This window comes from Actinoplanes sp. NPDC049118 (genome assembly GCF_040648555.1).
Taxonomy (GTDB): Bacteria; Actinomycetota; Actinomycetes; order Mycobacteriales; family Micromonosporaceae; genus Actinoplanes.
In genome coordinates, this window is sequence record NZ_JBEZDY010000028.1 from 90,204 (window position 1) to 107,219 (window position 17,016).

Below are 17,016 nucleotides of genomic sequence, written 5' to 3' on the forward strand. Positions count from 1 at the left end.
ACGGCTCAGCCGACCACGGATCCGGGCAGGACCGCATCACGCTGTTTCTCCCACTCGATGAAGCGCGCGGTCTCGGCGAGCACCGCGCCCGCCAGCCACGTGATCATCACGGCGTCGTCGGCCAGCCCGAAGACGAAAAGCGCCATCTCGGGCAGCAGGTCGACCGGCGACACCACGTACGCGGTGGCGGCGGCCATCATCGCCACCCGCATGCCGCCGTCGTACTGGCCCTTGGCGGTGGCCATCAACATCCGGGGCAGCGCGGCGAGCCGCTTGCCGATCGAGGGGCCGCCGCGGGCCCCCGACATCAGGGCCTTCGCCAGCGCCGTGAAGGCGGCGGTGCGGTGCAGTGTCCTGGGCATGTCGTCCCCTTTCGCTACCACCAGCATGACGACTACGCGCCAGACATACCCGCTCGGCGCGGGGTTAAGACGGTTGTCGCATGTGCGCGTTAGCCTCGAAGACCCCACCATCGCCGGCGGCCGGGCCTCCACCCACGGCTGACGGGCAGTTCCCACCGAGCGAGAGCGAGGGAGAGCGTGGCTCAGGTGCGCAGTTGGACGGAGGCGGACCGCCGGCGACTCCGGCAGGCCGGCCGGATCGCGGGCGCCGTCACCGGCGCCGCCGCGGGTCTGACGGTCCTTTCGGCCGGGGTGCTGCTGCGGCAGGCGGCGGGCGTTCGCAAGGTCATTCCGATGGCCGAGGCTCCCCCGCCGCGCGGCGACGGGCTCTACGGCCCCAAGTTCCCCGGCCGCCCGCTGAGCATGGTCATCCTCGGCGACTCCTCCGCGGCCGGCTACGGCGTGCACCGCCCGCGGGAGACTCCCGGCGCGCTGCTGGCCACCGGCGTCTCCCGGCGGCTGCGCCGGCCGGTCCGGCTGCACCGGCTCGCCGTGGTCGGCTCGGTCTCCGCGGGCCTGCCCTACCAGGTGGACGCCGCCCTGGAGTACGAGCCGGAGCTCGCCGTCATCCTGGTCGGCGGCAACGACGTCACCCACTTCTCGGCGCGCACCGCGGCCGTCCGCCACCTCAGCGACACCGTCCGCCGGCTGCGCGCCGTCGGCTGCCGGGTGGTCGTCGGCACCTGCCCCGACATCGGCGCGATCCAGCCGATCAAGCCGCCGCTGCGCTGGCTGGCCCGCAGATGGAGCCGGCAGCTGGCGGCCGCGCAGACCGTCGCGGTGGTCGAGGCCGGCGGCCGGACGGTGTCCATCGGCGACCTGCTCGGCCCGGCATTCGAGGCCGACCCGGTCCGGATGTTCGGCTCCGACCGCTTCCACCCCTCGGTCGAGGGGTACGCCCGGGCCGCCGCGGTCATGATGCCGACCCTGATGGCGACCCTCGGCGAGGACGACCGCGCACCGGCGACGGGCCCCGACGGCGTGCGCAGCCTGCCCCAGGCGGCACACGAGGCGGTCCGCGCGGCGGGCACCGAGGTCAGCCCGGTCAAGGTCGACGGCCACGAACGAGGTCCCGCCGGTCGCTGGGCGCAGCTGCGCCGGCACCCCTGGTTCGGCGAGCCCCGCCTGCGGTTCGGCCACCGCGCGGCCCGGCCGGCCCCGGAGAAGGGGCGTGTTGCGAGCGCGTCCGGCCGGTCGGCCGCGAGCGCCGTAGGGTGGACACCTGAGGATCATCAAGCAGCCGTCGACTGACGGGTTCTACTGCGGCAGGGAGGCGACATGACGGGCCTGGCGGGACGGATCGGCAGAGCGACGGCGGCCACACTGTTCGCCGGGGCCGTCGGGGGTGTCGCGCTGCTGGCGGGCGAGGCGATCGCGGCCCGCACCCGGCGGTACGCCAAGCCGACCATGGGCCTGGCCCTGCGCACGTCGATGGGCCCGTCCTCGGCACCCCCGCTGCGGCTCGTCCTGCTCGGCGACTCCGCCGCGATCGGTGTCGGCGTGGAGTGGCTGTCCGAGACGGTCGGCGGTCAGCTCGCCCGGCTGCTCGCCGAGGGCACCCCCGAGGCCGGCCAGCGGCACGTGCTGCTCTCCAGCGTCGGCGTGGCCGGCTCCCGGTCGGCCGACCTGGCGACCCAGGTGGCCCGGGCCCTGCTGGGCGAGCGGCCCGACGTGGCCGTGGTGTTGATCGGCGCGAACGACGCGACCGGCCTGCACAGCCCCGAAGAGTCCGGTTCGCACCTCGGCGACGCCGTGCGCCGCCTGCGCGACGCGGGCGTCCAGGTCGTCGTCGGCACCTGCCCCGACCTGGGCGCCGTCCGCTCGATCGCGCCGCCGCTGCGTCAGATCACGGGCTGGGTGGGCCGCCGCGTGGCCCGAGCGCAGGGTGCCGCGGTGACCGCCGCGGGCGGCGTCGTGGTCGATCTCGCCGGCGAGACCGGCGCGGTGTTCCGGGCGGACGCGGGGACCCTCTGCTACGACGGCTTCCACCCCTCCGCGGACGGCTACCGGGTGTGGGCACACGCCCTCTTCCCGGCGGTGCTGGACGCGGCCGAGGCCGCAGGCCGCCGCACCTCACTCGAATAAGTCGGACATTTCGGTGTGACGAAGTGGCGCTTCCCCGTTAAGTTACCGGCGCGTTAACGTTGGTCACATGCCGGAAGCTGTCATCGTCGCCACTGCCCGCTCCCCCATCGGTCGCGCCTTCAAGGGCTCACTGAAGGACCTGCGCCCCGACGACCTCGCCGCCACGATCGTCGACGCCGCGCTGAGCAAGGTGCCCCAGCTGGACCGCACCCTGGTCGAGGACCTCTACCTGGGCTGCGGCCTGCCGGGCGGCGAGCAGGGCTTCAACATGGCCCGCGTGGTCGCCACCCTGCTGGGCCTCGACGGCCTGCCGGGCGCGACCGTGACGCGCTACTGCTCCTCGTCGCTGCAGACCACCCGGATGGCCTTCCACGCGATCAAGGCCGGTGAGGGCGACGTCTTCATCTCGGCCGGCGTCGAGACGGTCTCCCGCTTCGCCCGGGGCAACTCCGACAGCCTCCCGCCGGAGGCGCAGGCCCTGGTCGGCGGCGGCTGGGAGAACCCGAAGTTCGCCGAGGCCCGCATCCGCAACACGGAGGCGGCGAAGAACGGCGGCGTGTGGCACGACCCCCGCGAGGACGGCCTGCTCCCGGACATCTACCTGGGCATGGGCTACACGGCGGAGAACCTCGCCCAGGCCTACGACGTGAGCCGCGAGGACATGGACGAGTTCGGCGTCCGCAGCCAGAACCTGGCGGAGAAGGCGATCGCGGACGGCTTCTGGGAGCGCGAGATCACCCCCGTGACCACCCCGGACGGCCGCGTCGTCTCGGCCGACGACGGGCCCCGCCCGGGCGTGACCATGGACGCGGTGACGGGCCTGAAGCCGGTCTTCCGCCCGGACGGCCGCATCACCGCCGGCAACTGCTGCCCCCTGAACGACGGCGCGGCCGCCGTGGTCATCATGAGCGACACGAAGGCCCGCGAGCTGGGCATCACGCCGCTGGCCCGCGTCGTCTCCACGGGCGTGACCGCCCTGTCGCCGGAGATCATGGGCCTCGGCCCGGTGGAGGCGTCGAAGCAGGCCCTCAAGCGCGCGGGCATGACCATCGACGACATCGACCTGGTCGAGATCAACGAGGCCTTCGCGGCCCAGGTCATCCCCTCCTACCGGGAGCTGGGCATCCCGCTGGACAAGCTGAACGTGAACGGCGGCGCGATCGCGGTCGGCCACCCGTTCGGCATGACCGGCGCCCGGATCACCGGAACGCTGCTGAACTCGCTCGAGTGGCACGACAAGAGCATCGGCCTCGAGACGATGTGCGTCGGCGGCGGCCAGGGCATGGCGATGGTGCTCGAGCGCCTGAGCTGACGCTCTCTCATTCCTCCGCCGGGTTCGACTGCCGTAGACGGCGTCGGATCCGGCGGATCTCATTTCCGGCTGTTACGGCCGGCCGCCCCGCTCAGAGGCCCGCGCGGGTCGCGGAGATCGCCTCGGCGGCGGCGGCCAACGTCTCGTCCGTCGGGTGGGCCGCCATAAGATCGTCGGCCGTGACCCGGACCTGGTCCGCGAGGATCGTGTCCGCCAGCCGAGGCACGGGCCGCCGGTGCCGGTTCTCCGCGTCCGCGCCGAGGTCGGCGAGGCGCTGCACCAGGCCGTGAACCAGGTCTCCGCGGGTGCCCTCGGCGGAGCCGGCGGCCCCGCTCCACCGGCCGGCCTCCCAGTGGCTCACCTGGGCCAGCAGCCGCTGCACGGCCGCCTGGAAGTCATCCACGCACGGGACCCTACCGGGGCGCGAAAAGGGGCAGCGCCCGGGCCGCGGGGAGGCGGCCGGGCGCTGCCGGGTCAGACGCTGTGCGCGACGGTCAATCGTCGCCTTGCAGGAAGCTCAGCAGACGCAGCATCTCGATGTAGAGCCAGATCAGGCTGACGAGGATGCCGAACGCCGCCGTCCAGGAGTAGCGCTGCGGCAGGCCCAGGCGGACGCCCTCTTCGACCTCGTTGAAGCTGAGGATGAAGCTGAGCGACGCCACCACGATGCAGACCAGGCTGAAGATGATGCCGACCGTGCCGTTGCTGCGCAGGCCCGTGGTCACGCCGAAGAGGGCGAGGACGAAGTTGATCAGCATGACGGCGAAGAGGCCGCCCATCACCGCGATCATGCCGCGCCGGAACTTCGGGGTGGCCCGGATGGCCTTGACGCGGTAGAGCATGGCCATCACGAAGAAGACGCCGAAGGTGGCGATCACCGCCTGCAGGACGATGCCCTCGAAGCCCATGATCTCCTGGTAGGTCTTGCTAACCAGGCCGACGAAGGCGCCCTCCACCACGGCGTACGCGACGACCAGCGCCGGGTTCGCCATCCTGGAGAACGAGATGATGAAGCCCAGGACCAGGCCGACCACGGCCGCGCCGATCCAGGCGACGCCGAGCAGCGAGTCCGGTACCAGGTTCCAGGCGGCGACGGCCGAGAGGCCGGTGATGCCCAGCAGGGCCACCGTCTTCACGACGACGTCGTCGATCGTCATCGGCTGTACCGCCGGCGGCGCCGCCGGATATCCCTCGGCCGTCGGGTACGGCTGACCGTAACCCGGCTGACCGGCGGCCGGTCCGTACGGCCCGGCCGGGCTGTACCCAGCCGACCGCTCCCGCTCGGCCGCTTGACCGAGGCGCGAGAGCACCGGGTTTGAAGTCTTCACTGTGTCCAGCCTCCCTTTGAGGTTGAGGCACGTAGGGGCGTGCAGTTCCAGGGTAAGCGCATTGGCGGCCCGATGGCGCCCGCGATCGCTGTGAGCAGCCTGAAAACGTGAATTGACCGCGAACAACGAGCGTGCCCGGGGCGGGTCTCGAACCCGCACGCCTTTTGGGCAGCCGCTTTTAAGGCGGCCGTGTCTGCCGTTCCACCACCCGGGCGGGATGCTCTGCTGCTCACCGTAGCCGGTGCGGTCCGCCCGGCAGAACGCCGGACGATGCCGACACGCTCAGCGCGAGCCGGCCCCCACCGGCTCGGCCGCGCGGTCGTCGCCCAGCGGCGGCGTCACGTGGGTGAACTCCTCGCGGGGCGCGTGCAGCTGGCCCAGCGAGATGACCTCGCGCTTGAGCACGAACGCCAGCGTCCAGTCGGCCAGCACGCGCACCTTGCGGTTGAACGACGGGATGCGGCTCATGTGGTAGGTGCGGTGCATGAGCCAGGCGGGGAAGCCCTTGAGCTTGACGCCGTAGATCTTCGCCACGCCCTTGTATAGGCCGAGGCTGGCGACGCTGCCCGCGTACTTGTGGCGGTAGTTCTTCGGGGTGGCGCCGATGATCACGGCGCGGATGTTGTCGGCCAGCTGCGACGCCTGGCGGACCGCGTGCTGAGCGCTCGGCGAGCACCAGGCGCCCGGGTTGGCCAGGTCGGGGACCTGCGCGCAGTCGCCCGCACTCCACGCGCCCTCGAGGACCGTGTCGCCGTCGACGATCTGCAGGGTGGGGATGCAGGTCAGGTGCCCGCGGGGGCCGCGCGGCAGGTCGGTGTGGTCGAGCATCGGCGACGGCTTGACGCCGGCCGTCCAGACCAGGGTCTCGGCGCGGAAGGTCTCGCCGTCGGAAAGCTTGATCACACCGTCGGTGCACGACTCCAGCCGGGTCTCGAGGCGCAGGTCGATGCCGCGCTTGTCGAGCTGCCGGGCCGCGTAGGCGCCCATGTCGGGTCCGACCTCGGGCAGGATCCGGTTGGTCGCCTCGACCAGGACGAATCGGACCTCGTCCTTGCGCAGCTCGGGGTAGTACTTCAGGGCGTCGCGGACGACGTCCTCCATCTCGGCCAGCGCCTCGATGCCCGCGTAGCCGCCGCCGACGAAGACGAAGGTCAGCGACGCCTTGCGCACCTCGGGGTCCGGGGTGACCGCGGCGATGTCGAGCCGGTCGAGGATGTGGTTGCGCAGGTAGATGGCCTCGCCGATGGTCTTGAAGCCGATGCCGTTCTCGCGCAGGCCGGGGATCGGCAGGGTGCGCGACACGGAGCCCGGCGCGACGACGACGTGGTCGTAGGCGATCTCCTTGACCGGCCCCTCGATCGGCTGGACGGTGACCGTCTTGCGGGCGTGCTCGATCTTGGTGACCTCGCCGGACACGATCCGGCAGCGCTTGAGCTCGCGGCGCAGCGGCACCACGGAGTGGCGCGGGGAGATGTTTCCCGCGGCGGCCTCCGGCAGGAAGGGCTGGTAGGTCATGTGCGGCTGGGGGTCGATGACGATCACTTCGGCCTGGCGCGCGTTCAGCTTCCTCGACAGGCGCAGTGCGGCGTAGAGCCCCACGTGACCTGCCCCGACGACGACGATCCGCTGCGGTTTCACGGATCTATTCTCCCGCGAACGGCGCTCCGATGCCTCGCCCTGTGACCAATGACAAACCCGTTGGTCAAGCACCGTAACAAGCAAGTTTCGGTTTCATTTCGCTGGGAACTTAGGGTGGCCTAACGACTACGCTCGGCGCAGCATCCGGGCCAGCAGCAGGGTCATGCCGACGGCCGCGCCGAGCCCGACCAGGGTGGCGATCACGAACGCACCCCCGGCCAGCTCGGCGGTCAGGCCGAGCGCGACCACGGTCAGCACCGCGGAGATCAGGACCACCAGCAGGGCGCGCCCCAGCCAGGTGGCGACCACGTCGAGGTTGACGATCGCGTCGTACGGCAGCACGGCCGCGAGCGCGGCCAGGGTGTGCCCGACATACAGCAGGGTCGCGATGCTCAGCACCCGCCAGAGCGCGACCCGGGCGTCGCCCCACGTGGTGTCGAGGATCCAGCCGCACACCACCACCAGGACCGCGAAGGTGACCCCGCGGCCGCGCGGCGCGACGGCCGGATAGACGGCGACGACGCCGAGCAGCACCAGGTAACGGCTCACCACCAGGCCGGCGGGCCAGGCGACGGTCATCGCCGCGAAGAAGACCAGGCCGATGCCGCACCGGACCAACAGGGGCAGCAGCGTGGCGCGGACCACCGCCCTGCGCGCCCGCTCGATCCGCCGGTTGACGCCGTCCAGCATGTCAGCGCCCCCGGGGTGCGGAGGCGAGCCGGGACACGTCGCGCAGCACCAGGTCGAGGCTTCCCGTCCCGGCCCAGGTCACCACGGGCACGCCGTGCTCGCGCAGCCGGCCGAGGACGTTCTCCCGCTCCATCCGCCACAGCCGCGTGGCCAGCGGCGTCCACGGTCCGCGGCTGGGCGGCGCGGCACCGGCCGGGAGCGTGTCGACGGCCACCGTGTACCGCCCCGACTGGGTCAGCCCGGCCAGCATGTCGGCCGAGCGCGGGTCGACAAGAGGCGTCAGCACCACGACGAGGGCGTCCGGCGACACGTGGTGCGCGCCGAAGACGTGCTCGTGCGGGCCCTGCCCGCCGTTGGTGTCGGCCCGCACGTCGAGCAGCCACTCGAGCACCGTCAGATATTGCCGGCGGCCGGTCGCCGGTCGCAGCCGGCGGGCGGAGGAGCCGTACTCCAGCAGCGACACCCGGTCGCCGCGCTGCAGATAATGCTCCGCGATCGCGGCGGCCGCGCGCACGGTCGTGTCGAGCACCGACGCCCGGCCCCTGACCCCCTCGGACGCGCCGGCCTCGCCAAGCACGTCGAGCAGGAGCAGCACCTCGGCGTCGCGGTCCGAGAGCGTCGAGGCCACGTGCAGGTCCCGCGTGCGCAGGGACACCCGCCAGTCGATGCGGCGCAGCCGGTCGCCGGGCGCGAACGGGCGTACCCCCGCGAGCTCCCCGCCCTCGCCGGGGCGCCGCGACCGGTGGTTGCCGACCAGGCCGGCCGCCGCGGGCATCGCCTCGGTGGCCGCGAACGGCTCGGTCTCGGGGAAGATGCGCACGGCCCGCGCGGGAGTGACGACCGGCCGGCAGGCGAGCAGCCCGCCGCAGGCCGCGACCCGGGCGGCGGCGGGACCGACGTCGTGCCGGCCCCAGCGCAGCGCCGGGCCGGGCAGCTCGACGCCGGTCCAGCCGTCGGGCGCGACGGTGATCGCGAACGGCCGGTCGGCGTTCTCCAGCTCCAGCCACGGCGACGTGCGCGCACGGACCACGACCAGGTCGTAGGTGATCACGTCCGGGTTCGCGACGGTAAGCCCGGCCTCGACCCGGCCGCCCTCGACGATGTGCTCCTCGGCCGCCTCGATGGTCAGCTCGGGCGCGGAGCGCGGCATCCGGCGCAGGCCGATGGCCGCACCGACGGCGAACGGCGCCGCGAGCAGCACCAGGTCGACCCGGCCCAGCGCCACCCCGAGCACCAGCAGCAGGCCGGTCAGCAGGACCGTGCGGCCCAGCGCCCGGGTGGGCACCCAGGCCGGCGCCGCCCACGCCTCCTCCGCCGCAACCCCGGTGGGTACGGCGGCACGCAGCGGCGGCGGCTCCATGACGGTCACTGTTCGGCGTACCCGCCCGCATACGTGGGCAGGGCACCGCTGGCCGGCGCCGGCACCGCCTGCAGCACCTCCTGGACCACGAACGACGGATCGACGCGGCGCAGCCACATCTCCGGCCGCAGCGTGATCCGGTGCGCGAGCGCGGGCACGGCCACGTCCTTGACGTCCTCGGGCACCACGTAGTCGCGGCCGGCCATGACCGCCCGGGCCCGGGCGAGCAGCAGCAGCGCCAGCGAGCCACGCGGCGAGGAACCGACAAGCGCCGACGCGTGCTCGCGGGTCGCGGAGGTCAGCGCCACGATGTAGCGGCCGATCGAGTCCTCGACGGCGACGTGCTCGAGCGCGGCCTGCATGGCCATCAGCCGCCGGGCGTCGACGACGGGCGCGAGCTGCGCATCCTCCTGACGCCGGGACATCCGGCGGCGCAGCACCTCCCACTCCTCGTCCCGGGTCGGGTAGCCGAACGAGACGCGCAGCATGAAGCGGTCCAGCTGTGCCTCCGGCAGCGGGTAGGTGCCCTCGTACTCGATCGGGTTGGCGGTGGCCAGGACGTGGAACGGCGGGTCGAGGCGGTAGGTGACACCCTCGACCGAGACCTGCTTCTCCTGCATGGCCTCGAGCAGGGCGGCCTGTGTCTTCGGCGGCGTCCGGTTGATCTCGTCGGCGAGCAGCATGTTCGTGAAGACCGGCCCGGCGCGGAAGGCGAAGTCGCCCTTGCGCTGGTCGTAGAGGAAGGAGCCGGTGACGTCGGCCGGCAGCAGGTCGGGGGTGAACTGCAGCCGCCGGAAGTCGAGCCCGAGCGCCTGGGCGAAGCACCGGGCGGTCAGCGTCTTGCCGAGGCCGGGCAGGTCCTCGAGCAGCACATGACCGCCGGCCAGGATTCCGGCAAGCACCAGTTCGAGGGAGTCCCGCTTGCCGACGACGACGCTGCCGACGGAGTCCAGGACAGCGCCGGCCAGCCTGCCCACCTCGTACGGCGGCAGGGCCTCCACGCTCGTGTCCGTCACCGAACCACCCTCTCAGATTCTCTCTAGTGCATCGACGTAGGCGGCGAGCTCGCGGGCCTTCGGCCGGCGCCGGTTCGGCTCGTCCAGGAACCCGCACAGCTGCTCGCCCAGCAGCTCCCGGGCGCGCCGCGGATCCGACGACCGGGTGATGCCGTGCTTGAGCCGCAGCCGCTCGTCCACGAGCTCGGCGAGCACGGGCAGGACGTTACGCGAGAACTTCTCCGCGTCGTTCTGCGACCAGTCCAGGAGCTGCTCCCAGCGGCGTACCGCGACGCGCAGCGTATCGGTGCCGGCCCAGCCGTTGCCGGCGTTCCGCTCGGCGCGCGCCGCCACGCGGCGCGGCAGCGCCGGCGGGGCCACTTCGGACACCGCGAGCATCAGCAGGCGCAACGACACGAACGCGGCCACGATCAACAGGACCGAGACGCTGATACCCCGGGAGCGCAGCCCGGCGACCGTGACGACGGTGGCCACCGCGATCAGCGCCGCGTTGCGGAAGATCCAGCCGGCCCGCGAGCGCGGCTTCTCGACGATCTCCCCGGGCTCCTCGGCGACAACCTCGTCGGCACGACTCCCAAAAAGCTCCTCAAGCCCCCCGTCGCTCATGCCATCCCCTCCGCTGGCGCTCCGGCGACGACATGAGTCAGACACTGAGCCGATGATTCGCTCGCAAGCTCACTCATGCCATCCCCTCCGCTGGCGCTCCGGCGACGACATGAGTCTGGTACTGAGTTGATGATTCGCTCGCAAGCTCGCTCATGCCATCCCCTCCGCTGGCGCTCCGGCGACGACATGAGCAAGACACTGAGCCGATGATTCGCTCGCAAGCTCGCTCATGCCCTTGCTCCCGCGCCGAGGTCGGAGCGCAGGCGTTCCAGGGCCGAGCGGGCCTGGCGGCGCATCTGGTCGTCGACGGTGTGCGTCGCGTACCGGGCCTGCCGGTAGACGGCCGCGAACGGGGTGAGCACCCCCGCGTCGACCCGCTGCTCGGCGAGCAGGCGGGCGACCAGGTCGGTGGGGCTGTCACCCGCGTGCCGCGGTGTGCCGGCCGCGGCCGCGGCGTCCTCGAGCCGGACCCAGCAGGCGATCACGGCCCGGCGCGGGTCCCGGTCGGTGTCGGAGAGCTCCTGCAGGCCCGCGTCCAGGGCGGCGACCAGGTCCTCCGCGGTGCGCGGCTCCGGGCGGCGGGGATCGCGCCGGCCCTTACGGGCGCCGCGGCGGCCCAGCTGCTGGCGCAGCACCGCCCAGACGACCAGCGCGAGGACCAGCAGGGCGAGAACCCCGAGCACGATGAGGGCGACCCGGCCGATCCAGTCGGGCAGCTCGCTGCCGGCCACCGGCTCCGCGGACGGCCGGCTGACCGCCTCGGGCGAGGGCGGCAGCAGCGGCGGCGCCTCGGTGACCGGCGCGGCGTCCGGGTTGAAGCGCTCGAGCTGCGGCGCCGAGTGGGTGGCCGCCAGCGAGGCGAGAAAAAGCAGCCCGAGGACGGCGGCCAGCGGCCACCAGCGACGGAGTGCGGCGAGGTCCAATTCGAGGCCCTAGGTGTCGATGCTCCGAAAATTTCGGCAGACCACGCATCATGCCAGGCCCGCCCGGCGTTTCGCATCGGCGAAGACATCGTCGAGCATCGCCGGAGTGAGCCGGCCGGTGAAGGTGTTCTGCTGCGAGACGTGGTAGCAGCCCAGCAGGTCAGGCGCGCCGGCGACGCTGACCTGCGCGCCGTGCCCGAAGGCCGGCCGCGGTACGGGCGGCCTGCCGCCGTAGACCGCGGTCATCGCCGGCCACCAGGCCGCCCACGCGAAGGCGCCGAGCGCCACCACGACCCGCAGCGTCGGCCGGATGAGATCAAGCTCACGGTGCAGCCAGGGCGCACAGGTGTCCCGCTCGACGGGCAGCGGCTTGTTGTCCGGTGGTGCGCAGCGGACCGCCGCGAAGATCCGGGTGTGGTGCAGGGTCAGGCCGTCGTCGGCCGCGACGCTGGTCGGCTGGTTGGCCAGGCCGGCCCGGTGCAGCGCAGCGAAGAGCACGTCGCCGGAGCGGTCGCCGGTGAAGATGCGGCCGGTGCGGTTGCCGCCGTGCGCGGCCGGCGCGAGGCCGAGGATCGCGATGGTGGCGTCGGCCGGCCCGAAGCCCGGCACCGGGCGGCCCCAGTAGTCCTGGTCGCGGAACGAGGCCCGCTTGACGAGCGCGACCTCCTCACGCCAGGCGACGAGGCGCGGGCACGCGAAACAGTCGGCGACGCCCGCGTCGACGGCGGGTAGATCGGCCGCCGCGGCCGCGTGGGCGGCGACCTCCTGCGGGGTTCGGCTGGGCACGGGGTCCAGCACAGCACCGCACGCAACGGCGGGAGCACCCGGGGTGGATGCTCCCGCCGTACGGATGAAACTCAGGCCTTGGGCCGCAGGCAGAGCAGGTAGCCGCCGTCGGCGGTGCTGCTGTAGACGTAGTACTCCTCGTTCTCCTTGAAGTACTTCTCGCACGACTTGCTCTTGGTGTCGGACTCGCCGTTGACCCGGCCGACCACGACGTACGCGGCGTCCTTCGAGGCGCAGTCGACGACCTCGGCACGGGCCTCGGTCTCCTCGTCGACCTTGACCTTCTCCGAGGACGCGACGCAGTCGCCGGCGGCCGCGTCCTTCGCCTTGTCGCCGAAGACGTAGTACTTGCCGACCACGATGATCACGAAGACGACGATGCCGCCCACGATGCGCAGTGCGAGGTTGGCGGCGGCGCTCTTCTTCTTCGCCGGCTCGACCGGGAAGGTGGCCGGGGTGCCGAAACCCTGCTGCGGCACGGAGCCGAAGCCCTGCTGCGCCGGGTCGCCGAGGGGCTGGCCCCCGGCCGGCGGGGCGCCGTACGGCTGGCTCGGTGCGGGAGCGCTGCCGACCTCGTTGACGGGCGGCGGGAAGCCGTCGCCGGCTGGGGGCGGAGACGCAACCGGGTTGCTCACTATGGTTCCTTTCGGGTCCGGCCGAGGGGGTCGGCCGGTCGGAGCACAACCTAGCGATTGCCCGGCCGCCCCGCGACCCCGTCACCCCAGGTTCATCTGGGCGCGGCCGAAGTAGCCGCGACGCCGGCCGAAGGGCCCGGTGCGGGGGTGGCCGAAGGGCTGATCCGGGAGCTGCCGGGCGGCGCCGGAACCGGCCCCGGCCCGGTGCGACCCGGCGCCTCGTCGGCGGGATCGGCACTCTCGGCGGGAGCGGCGCTCCTGCTGGGATCGGCCTGCGACGGCAGCCGGTACGGCGCCCGGCTCGGACAGTACGGATAGGTGAGCGTCTGCACCTCGTTGTAGTTGCCCGCGTCGTCGTAGCAGTACGGGTTGCCGAGGCGCAGCGGCTCGCCGTTCTGGTCGAAGATCCGCGCGTTGGTGATCAGGCGCCCCTGCTCGTCGTACACGAAGAGGTCTTCGATGTTGCTGTACGGGTTGTCGTAGTTGACGTCGGTGTAGTTCGCGTCGCGGGTGCTGCTGTCGGCGGAGGTGAATCCGCCGAGCGCGACGAGCACGAGAATCACCGACGCGGCGTAGAGCGACATGCGCGGCCACCTGGAGAGCCGCAGCGAGCGCCGGCCGAGCCAGATCGAGCCGAGGACGCCGATGCCGAGCAGCAGCAGGGCGACGACCTCGCTGCCGCCGATGCGCGGCAGCAGGCCGATCGGCTGGCCGCTGTCGTCGAGCATCCAGGCCAGCACCATCGCCGCGAGGTAGCCCCGCAGGACCCACCAGGCCGGACGGAGCAGGACCAGGAACTCGCTGACCCTTGAGTAGCCGAGCAGCGGCCCGAGCCGCGCGTCGACGGAGTTCAGCCGGACCAGCGCCTGGTCACGCAGCTCGAGGAGCTGGTGGGTGCGGCCCGGCGGATCGGGGAAGCCGCCGACGAAACCGGCGGTGCCGCGCAGGTCGGCGGCGTAGGCCTCCGGGCTGCCGAGCCGCTCGGTCAGCGTGCCGCCGCCGTCGGCGAGCACCTCGGCCAGGTGCTCGGGCAGGTCCTCGAGCAGCTCGTCCCGCAGGGACTCCGGCAGGTCGCCGAGCGCCGCGCGGACGGCGAACACGTACAGATTGATCTCGTCCTGAGCTGTGGTGGTCACGCCGTCTCCCGCTCGCGAAGCAGATCGTTCATCGTGGATGCGAAGCCCAGCCAGATCTTGCCGGACCGCTGCAACTCGGCGCGGCCGGCGGCGTTGAGCGCGTAGTACTTGCGATGCGGGCCCTCGTCGCTGGGCACCACGTACGTGGTGAGGAGGCCGGCGTTGAAGAGCCGGCGCAGGGTCCCGTAGACGGAGGCGTCGCCGACGTCGGTCAGGCCGGCGATCCGCAGGCGGCGCAGGATGTCGTAGCCGTAGCCGTCGTCCTCGCGAAGGGCGGCGAGGCAGGCGAGATCCAGCACTCCCTTGAGGAGCTGTGTGGTATCCACGCGGTGCACACTACTTCGCGGTGCGAAGTAGTGTCAAAGGCCGGGACCCCGAGGATGACGATCGATACCCCGGCCAGCCCTAGTAGCTGACTGCATTCACCACCGGCGATTACCCGGAAGCGTCGGAGGCGGCGGCTCCGCCAGGGAGAAGGCGATGCCGTCGAGGATGTCGTGCTCGCTCGCCACCACCGACTTCATGCCCGCGCGTTCCATGATGATGCGCAGGATCAGGGCGCCACCGCCGATCACATCGGCCCGGCCCCGGTGCATCACCGGCAGTTCGAGGCGGTCCGCGACCGTCGATCCGAGGAGGTCGAACGTCACGTTCGCCACGTCGTCGTAGCTGATCCGGGAGTGGTGGATGCGCCCCGCGTCGTACCCGGGCAGGTGCATCGCCAGGGCCGCCACCGTCGTGACCGAACCGGCGAGGCCGACCAACGTCGCCGGCCCGTGGCCCGGAACGGCTCGCAGCGCGGTCTCGACCGCCCCGGTGATGTCCGCCTCCGCCGCCGCGATCTCTGCCGGCGTCGGCGGGTCGCTGTGCAGGTGCCGCTCGGTCATCCGGACGCAGCCGATGTCCACCGAGATCGCGTGCTCGACCTCGGCGCCGCCGACCACGAACTCGGTCGAGCCCCCGCCGATGTCCACGACCAGGTACGGCGCCTCCGCCGTCAGGCCGTGCACCGCGCCCGCGAAGGAGAGCCGGGCCTCCTCGTCGCCGGTGATCACCTCCGGGTCGACGCCCAGGGTGTTGCGGACCATCGCCGTGAAGTCCGCCGCGTTCGCCGCGTCCCGGGAGGCCGACGTCGCGCACATGCGAACCCGGTCGACGCCCAGTTCGGCGATCTCCGCCGCGTAGCCGAGCAGGGCCTGGCGGGTGCGCTCGATCGCCTCGGCGGAGAGCTCGCCGGTGCGGTCCACGCCCTCGCCCAACCGGACGATCTCCATCCGGCGCGCGACGTCGGTGAGCCTCCCGTCGCTGACATCGGCTATGAGCAGGCGTATCGAGTTGGTTCCACAATCGATCGCGGCGACTCTCACGTTGATTCCCCTAGATGGAGGAGCATTCTCGTGTTGCCGAGGGTATTCGGCTTCACCCGCTCAAGATCGAGGAACTCGGCGACGCCCTCGTCGTAGGAGCGCAGCAGCTGCTCGTAGACGCCGTGCGGCACGGGCGCGCCGTCGATCTCGGTGAAGCCGAACGAGCCGAAGAAACGGGTCTCGAACGTCAGGCAGAAGACCCGGGCCACGCCCAGTTCGCGGGCCACCCCGAGCAGCTCCGAAACCAGGCGGTGGCCGATCTTGAGACCGCGGCAGACCGGGTCGACCGCGACCGTGCGGATCTCGGCCAGGTCCTCCCACATCACGTGCAGCGCGCCGCAGCCGACCACCCGGTCGCCCTCGGTGTCCACGGCGACCCAGAACTCCTGCACCGACTCGTAGAGCGTGACGGTGGCCTTGCTGAGCAGCCGGCGATCCGACGTGTAGGTGTCCACCAGCGCACGAATCGCCCGGACGTCGGACGTCCGCGCCCGGCGGATCTCGACCTGCATGAGAGAAGAGTTTATTCAGCCTGAGGGCGCACGCACGGACCGCCTGTCCACCACGGCTCGACCGCCCGGCGGACCTCGTCGCCGAACGGGTTCACGCCCGGCCCCGCCGCCAGGGCGTGACCGAGGTGCACGTGCAGGCACTTCACCCGGTCGGGCATGCCGCCGGCGGAGACCTTCCCGATCTCCTCGACGTGCTCCACCGCCTCCCGGCGCCGCAGGTAGTCCTCGTGCGCCTCGGCGTACTGCTTCGCGAGCACCGGATCCGTGGCGAGCCGGTCCTGCATGTCGCGCATGACGCCGGCCGACTCCAGCCGGCTGCAGGCAGCCGTGGCGCGCGGACAGGTCAGGTAGAACAGCGTGGGGAAGGGTGTGCCGTCGTCGAGCCGCGGCGAGGTCTCCACCACGTCCGGGTTGCCGCAGGGGCAGCGGTGTGCGACGGCGCGGGTGCCACGGGGGCTGCGGCCCAGCTGCTGGGCGACGATCTCGAGATCGGTCTCGGAAGGAGTCGTCATCTACTTTCGGGATTCTGCGTTGGCGGCGGCGACGCTGCCCCAGAGCGTGTCGTACCAGCGGTCGGGGGCGTCCGACGCCGAGGTTCTGCCCGCGGCACGGGCGGCGCCTTCGGGGTCGTGCAGGACGAGGAGCGGGACCTCACCCGGGCGCACGTAGAAGAGCCGGTCCCGGGCCTGGATGCGGACGTACTCGTTGTCCTTCCACTTCTCGACCTCGTCGCTCAGCCCCTTGATCTTGGCCTGCTGCGCGGCCTGATCGGCCTGCATCTGCGCGATCTGCGACTCCTGCGCGAGGTAGACGCGGACCGGGTACGTGTAGGCCAGGGCCAGGGCGACCAGCACGACGATCAGGACGGTGGCCCGGCCGGTGAAGGCCCGGGGCCGGGTCGCGACCGTGCGCTTGGTGGCTCCCGTCGCGGCCGCGCGCCGCGCGGCGGCCGGCCGGCTGCCGGACCGGATGCCGCTGGTGGTGCGGGTGGCGGGGGTCCGGCGCGGCTCCATCCGGGTGGCCGCGGTGTCACGGGTACGGCTGGGGCGGGCGGTCGCCCGGCTACCCGGACGTCCCGCGTGTCCGGTGGGCCGTCGCGACGGCCCCTGCCCGCTCAGCCCATGGGAGTTGGGCATGCGGCGCTGCGTCATCCCCTGCCCCTCCCCGGGAGCTCGCCACGACCATGGAGTTGCGGCACCTGCCTCTGGACACTATGCCCAC

The 17,016-nt window shown here is 72.4% G+C and carries 20 protein-coding genes and 1 tRNA gene; 3 read left to right on the forward strand and 18 right to left on the reverse strand.

Features of this window, described 5'->3' with window-relative positions:
• Positions 1–5: 5 nt before the first annotated feature.
• Positions 6–362, reverse strand: coding sequence for a YkvA family protein (locus tag AB0B58_RS34005; RefSeq protein ID WP_360232336.1), 357 nt, complete (start codon positions 360–362; stop codon positions 6–8).
• Between the two features lie 186 nt (positions 363–548).
• Between AB0B58_RS34005 and AB0B58_RS34010 the strand changes: the two genes are divergently transcribed.
• The 3 genes from AB0B58_RS34010 (at position 549) to AB0B58_RS34020 (ending at position 3,798) form a co-directional block, all read left to right on the forward strand.
• Positions 549–1,652 carry an SGNH/GDSL hydrolase family protein gene (locus tag AB0B58_RS34010; RefSeq protein WP_360232339.1) on the forward strand — a complete coding sequence of 368 codons (1,104 nt, stop codon included), beginning with the start codon at positions 549–551 and terminating at the stop codon, positions 1,650–1,652.
• Positions 1,653–1,679: 27 nt separating this feature from the next.
• Positions 1,680–2,486, forward strand: coding sequence for an SGNH/GDSL hydrolase family protein (locus AB0B58_RS34015; RefSeq protein ID WP_360232342.1), 807 nt, complete (start codon positions 1,680–1,682; stop codon positions 2,484–2,486).
• A 67-nt stretch (positions 2,487–2,553) separates the two neighbouring features.
• The gene (locus AB0B58_RS34020) at positions 2,554–3,798 is read left to right on the forward strand and encodes an acetyl-CoA C-acetyltransferase (RefSeq protein WP_360232350.1); all 1,245 of its coding nucleotides are present in this window, start codon (positions 2,554–2,556) and stop codon (positions 3,796–3,798) included.
• A gap of 91 nt (positions 3,799–3,889) precedes the next feature.
• Here AB0B58_RS34020 and AB0B58_RS34025 read toward each other — a convergent pair whose 3' ends face one another.
• From AB0B58_RS34025 to AB0B58_RS34105, 17 genes are all read right to left on the reverse strand, one after another.
• A complete protein-coding gene (locus tag AB0B58_RS34025; protein ID WP_360232353.1) occupies positions 3,890–4,201 on the reverse strand; it encodes a hypothetical protein in 312 nt (103 codons plus the stop codon).
• Positions 4,202–4,292: 91 nt separating this feature from the next.
• Positions 4,293–5,126, reverse strand: a complete 834-nt coding sequence (locus AB0B58_RS34030) for a Bax inhibitor-1/YccA family protein (RefSeq protein WP_360232356.1) — start codon at positions 5,124–5,126, stop codon at positions 4,293–4,295.
• A gap of 132 nt (positions 5,127–5,258) precedes the next feature.
• Positions 5,259–5,340, reverse strand: a tRNA-Leu gene (locus AB0B58_RS34035).
• 68 nt (positions 5,341–5,408) lie between these two features.
• A complete protein-coding gene (locus AB0B58_RS34040; protein ID WP_360232359.1) occupies positions 5,409–6,764 on the reverse strand; it encodes an NAD(P)/FAD-dependent oxidoreductase in 1,356 nt (451 codons plus the stop codon).
• Positions 6,765–6,890: 126 nt separating this feature from the next.
• The gene (locus tag AB0B58_RS34045) at positions 6,891–7,454 is read right to left on the reverse strand and encodes a hypothetical protein (RefSeq protein ID WP_360232362.1); all 564 of its coding nucleotides are present in this window, start codon (positions 7,452–7,454) and stop codon (positions 6,891–6,893) included.
• Between the two features lies 1 nt (position 7,455).
• Complete coding sequence (locus AB0B58_RS34050; RefSeq protein WP_360232365.1) at positions 7,456–8,814, reverse strand: DUF58 domain-containing protein; 1,359 nt, start codon at positions 8,812–8,814, stop codon at positions 7,456–7,458.
• Between the two features lie 5 nt (positions 8,815–8,819).
• Complete coding sequence (locus tag AB0B58_RS34055; RefSeq protein WP_360232368.1) at positions 8,820–9,830, reverse strand: MoxR family ATPase; 1,011 nt, start codon at positions 9,828–9,830, stop codon at positions 8,820–8,822.
• A 12-nt stretch (positions 9,831–9,842) separates the two neighbouring features.
• Positions 9,843–10,436 (reverse strand): hypothetical protein, encoded by a 594-nt coding sequence (locus AB0B58_RS34060; protein WP_360232371.1) that lies wholly within the window; start codon positions 10,434–10,436, stop codon positions 9,843–9,845.
• Between the two features lie 227 nt (positions 10,437–10,663).
• Positions 10,664–11,359, reverse strand: a complete 696-nt coding sequence (locus AB0B58_RS34065) for a DUF4129 domain-containing protein (protein ID WP_360232374.1) — start codon at positions 11,357–11,359, stop codon at positions 10,664–10,666.
• A 48-nt stretch (positions 11,360–11,407) separates the two neighbouring features.
• Positions 11,408–12,145 carry a uracil-DNA glycosylase gene (locus AB0B58_RS34070; RefSeq protein WP_360232376.1) on the reverse strand — a complete coding sequence of 246 codons (738 nt, stop codon included), beginning with the start codon at positions 12,143–12,145 and terminating at the stop codon, positions 11,408–11,410.
• 71 nt (positions 12,146–12,216) lie between these two features.
• Positions 12,217–12,780, reverse strand: coding sequence for a hypothetical protein (locus AB0B58_RS34075; RefSeq protein ID WP_360232379.1), 564 nt, complete (start codon positions 12,778–12,780; stop codon positions 12,217–12,219).
• A gap of 92 nt (positions 12,781–12,872) precedes the next feature.
• Positions 12,873–13,916, reverse strand: coding sequence for an HAAS signaling domain-containing protein (locus AB0B58_RS34080; RefSeq protein ID WP_360232381.1), 1,044 nt, complete (start codon positions 13,914–13,916; stop codon positions 12,873–12,875).
• Positions 13,913–14,242: a PadR family transcriptional regulator gene (locus AB0B58_RS34085; RefSeq protein ID WP_360232384.1), complete on the reverse strand. Its 330-nt coding sequence runs from the start codon at positions 14,240–14,242 to the stop codon at positions 13,913–13,915. The genes AB0B58_RS34080 and AB0B58_RS34085 overlap by 4 nt, the downstream gene beginning before the upstream one ends.
• A 96-nt stretch (positions 14,243–14,338) precedes the next feature.
• A complete protein-coding gene (locus AB0B58_RS34090) occupies positions 14,339–15,289 on the reverse strand; it encodes a Ppx/GppA phosphatase family protein (RefSeq protein ID WP_360232438.1) in 951 nt (316 codons plus the stop codon).
• Positions 15,280–15,795, reverse strand: a complete 516-nt coding sequence (locus AB0B58_RS34095) for an amino-acid N-acetyltransferase (protein WP_360232387.1) — start codon at positions 15,793–15,795, stop codon at positions 15,280–15,282. Before AB0B58_RS34095 ends, AB0B58_RS34090 begins: the two co-directional genes overlap by 10 nt.
• An 11-nt stretch (positions 15,796–15,806) precedes the next feature.
• Positions 15,807–16,307 carry a DUF501 domain-containing protein gene (locus AB0B58_RS34100; protein ID WP_360232390.1) on the reverse strand — a complete coding sequence of 167 codons (501 nt, stop codon included), beginning with the start codon at positions 16,305–16,307 and terminating at the stop codon, positions 15,807–15,809.
• Positions 16,308–16,931: a septum formation initiator family protein gene (locus AB0B58_RS34105; RefSeq protein ID WP_360232393.1), complete on the reverse strand. Its 624-nt coding sequence runs from the start codon at positions 16,929–16,931 to the stop codon at positions 16,308–16,310. It abuts the gene before it with no gap.
• Positions 16,932–17,016 lie beyond the last annotated feature (85 nt).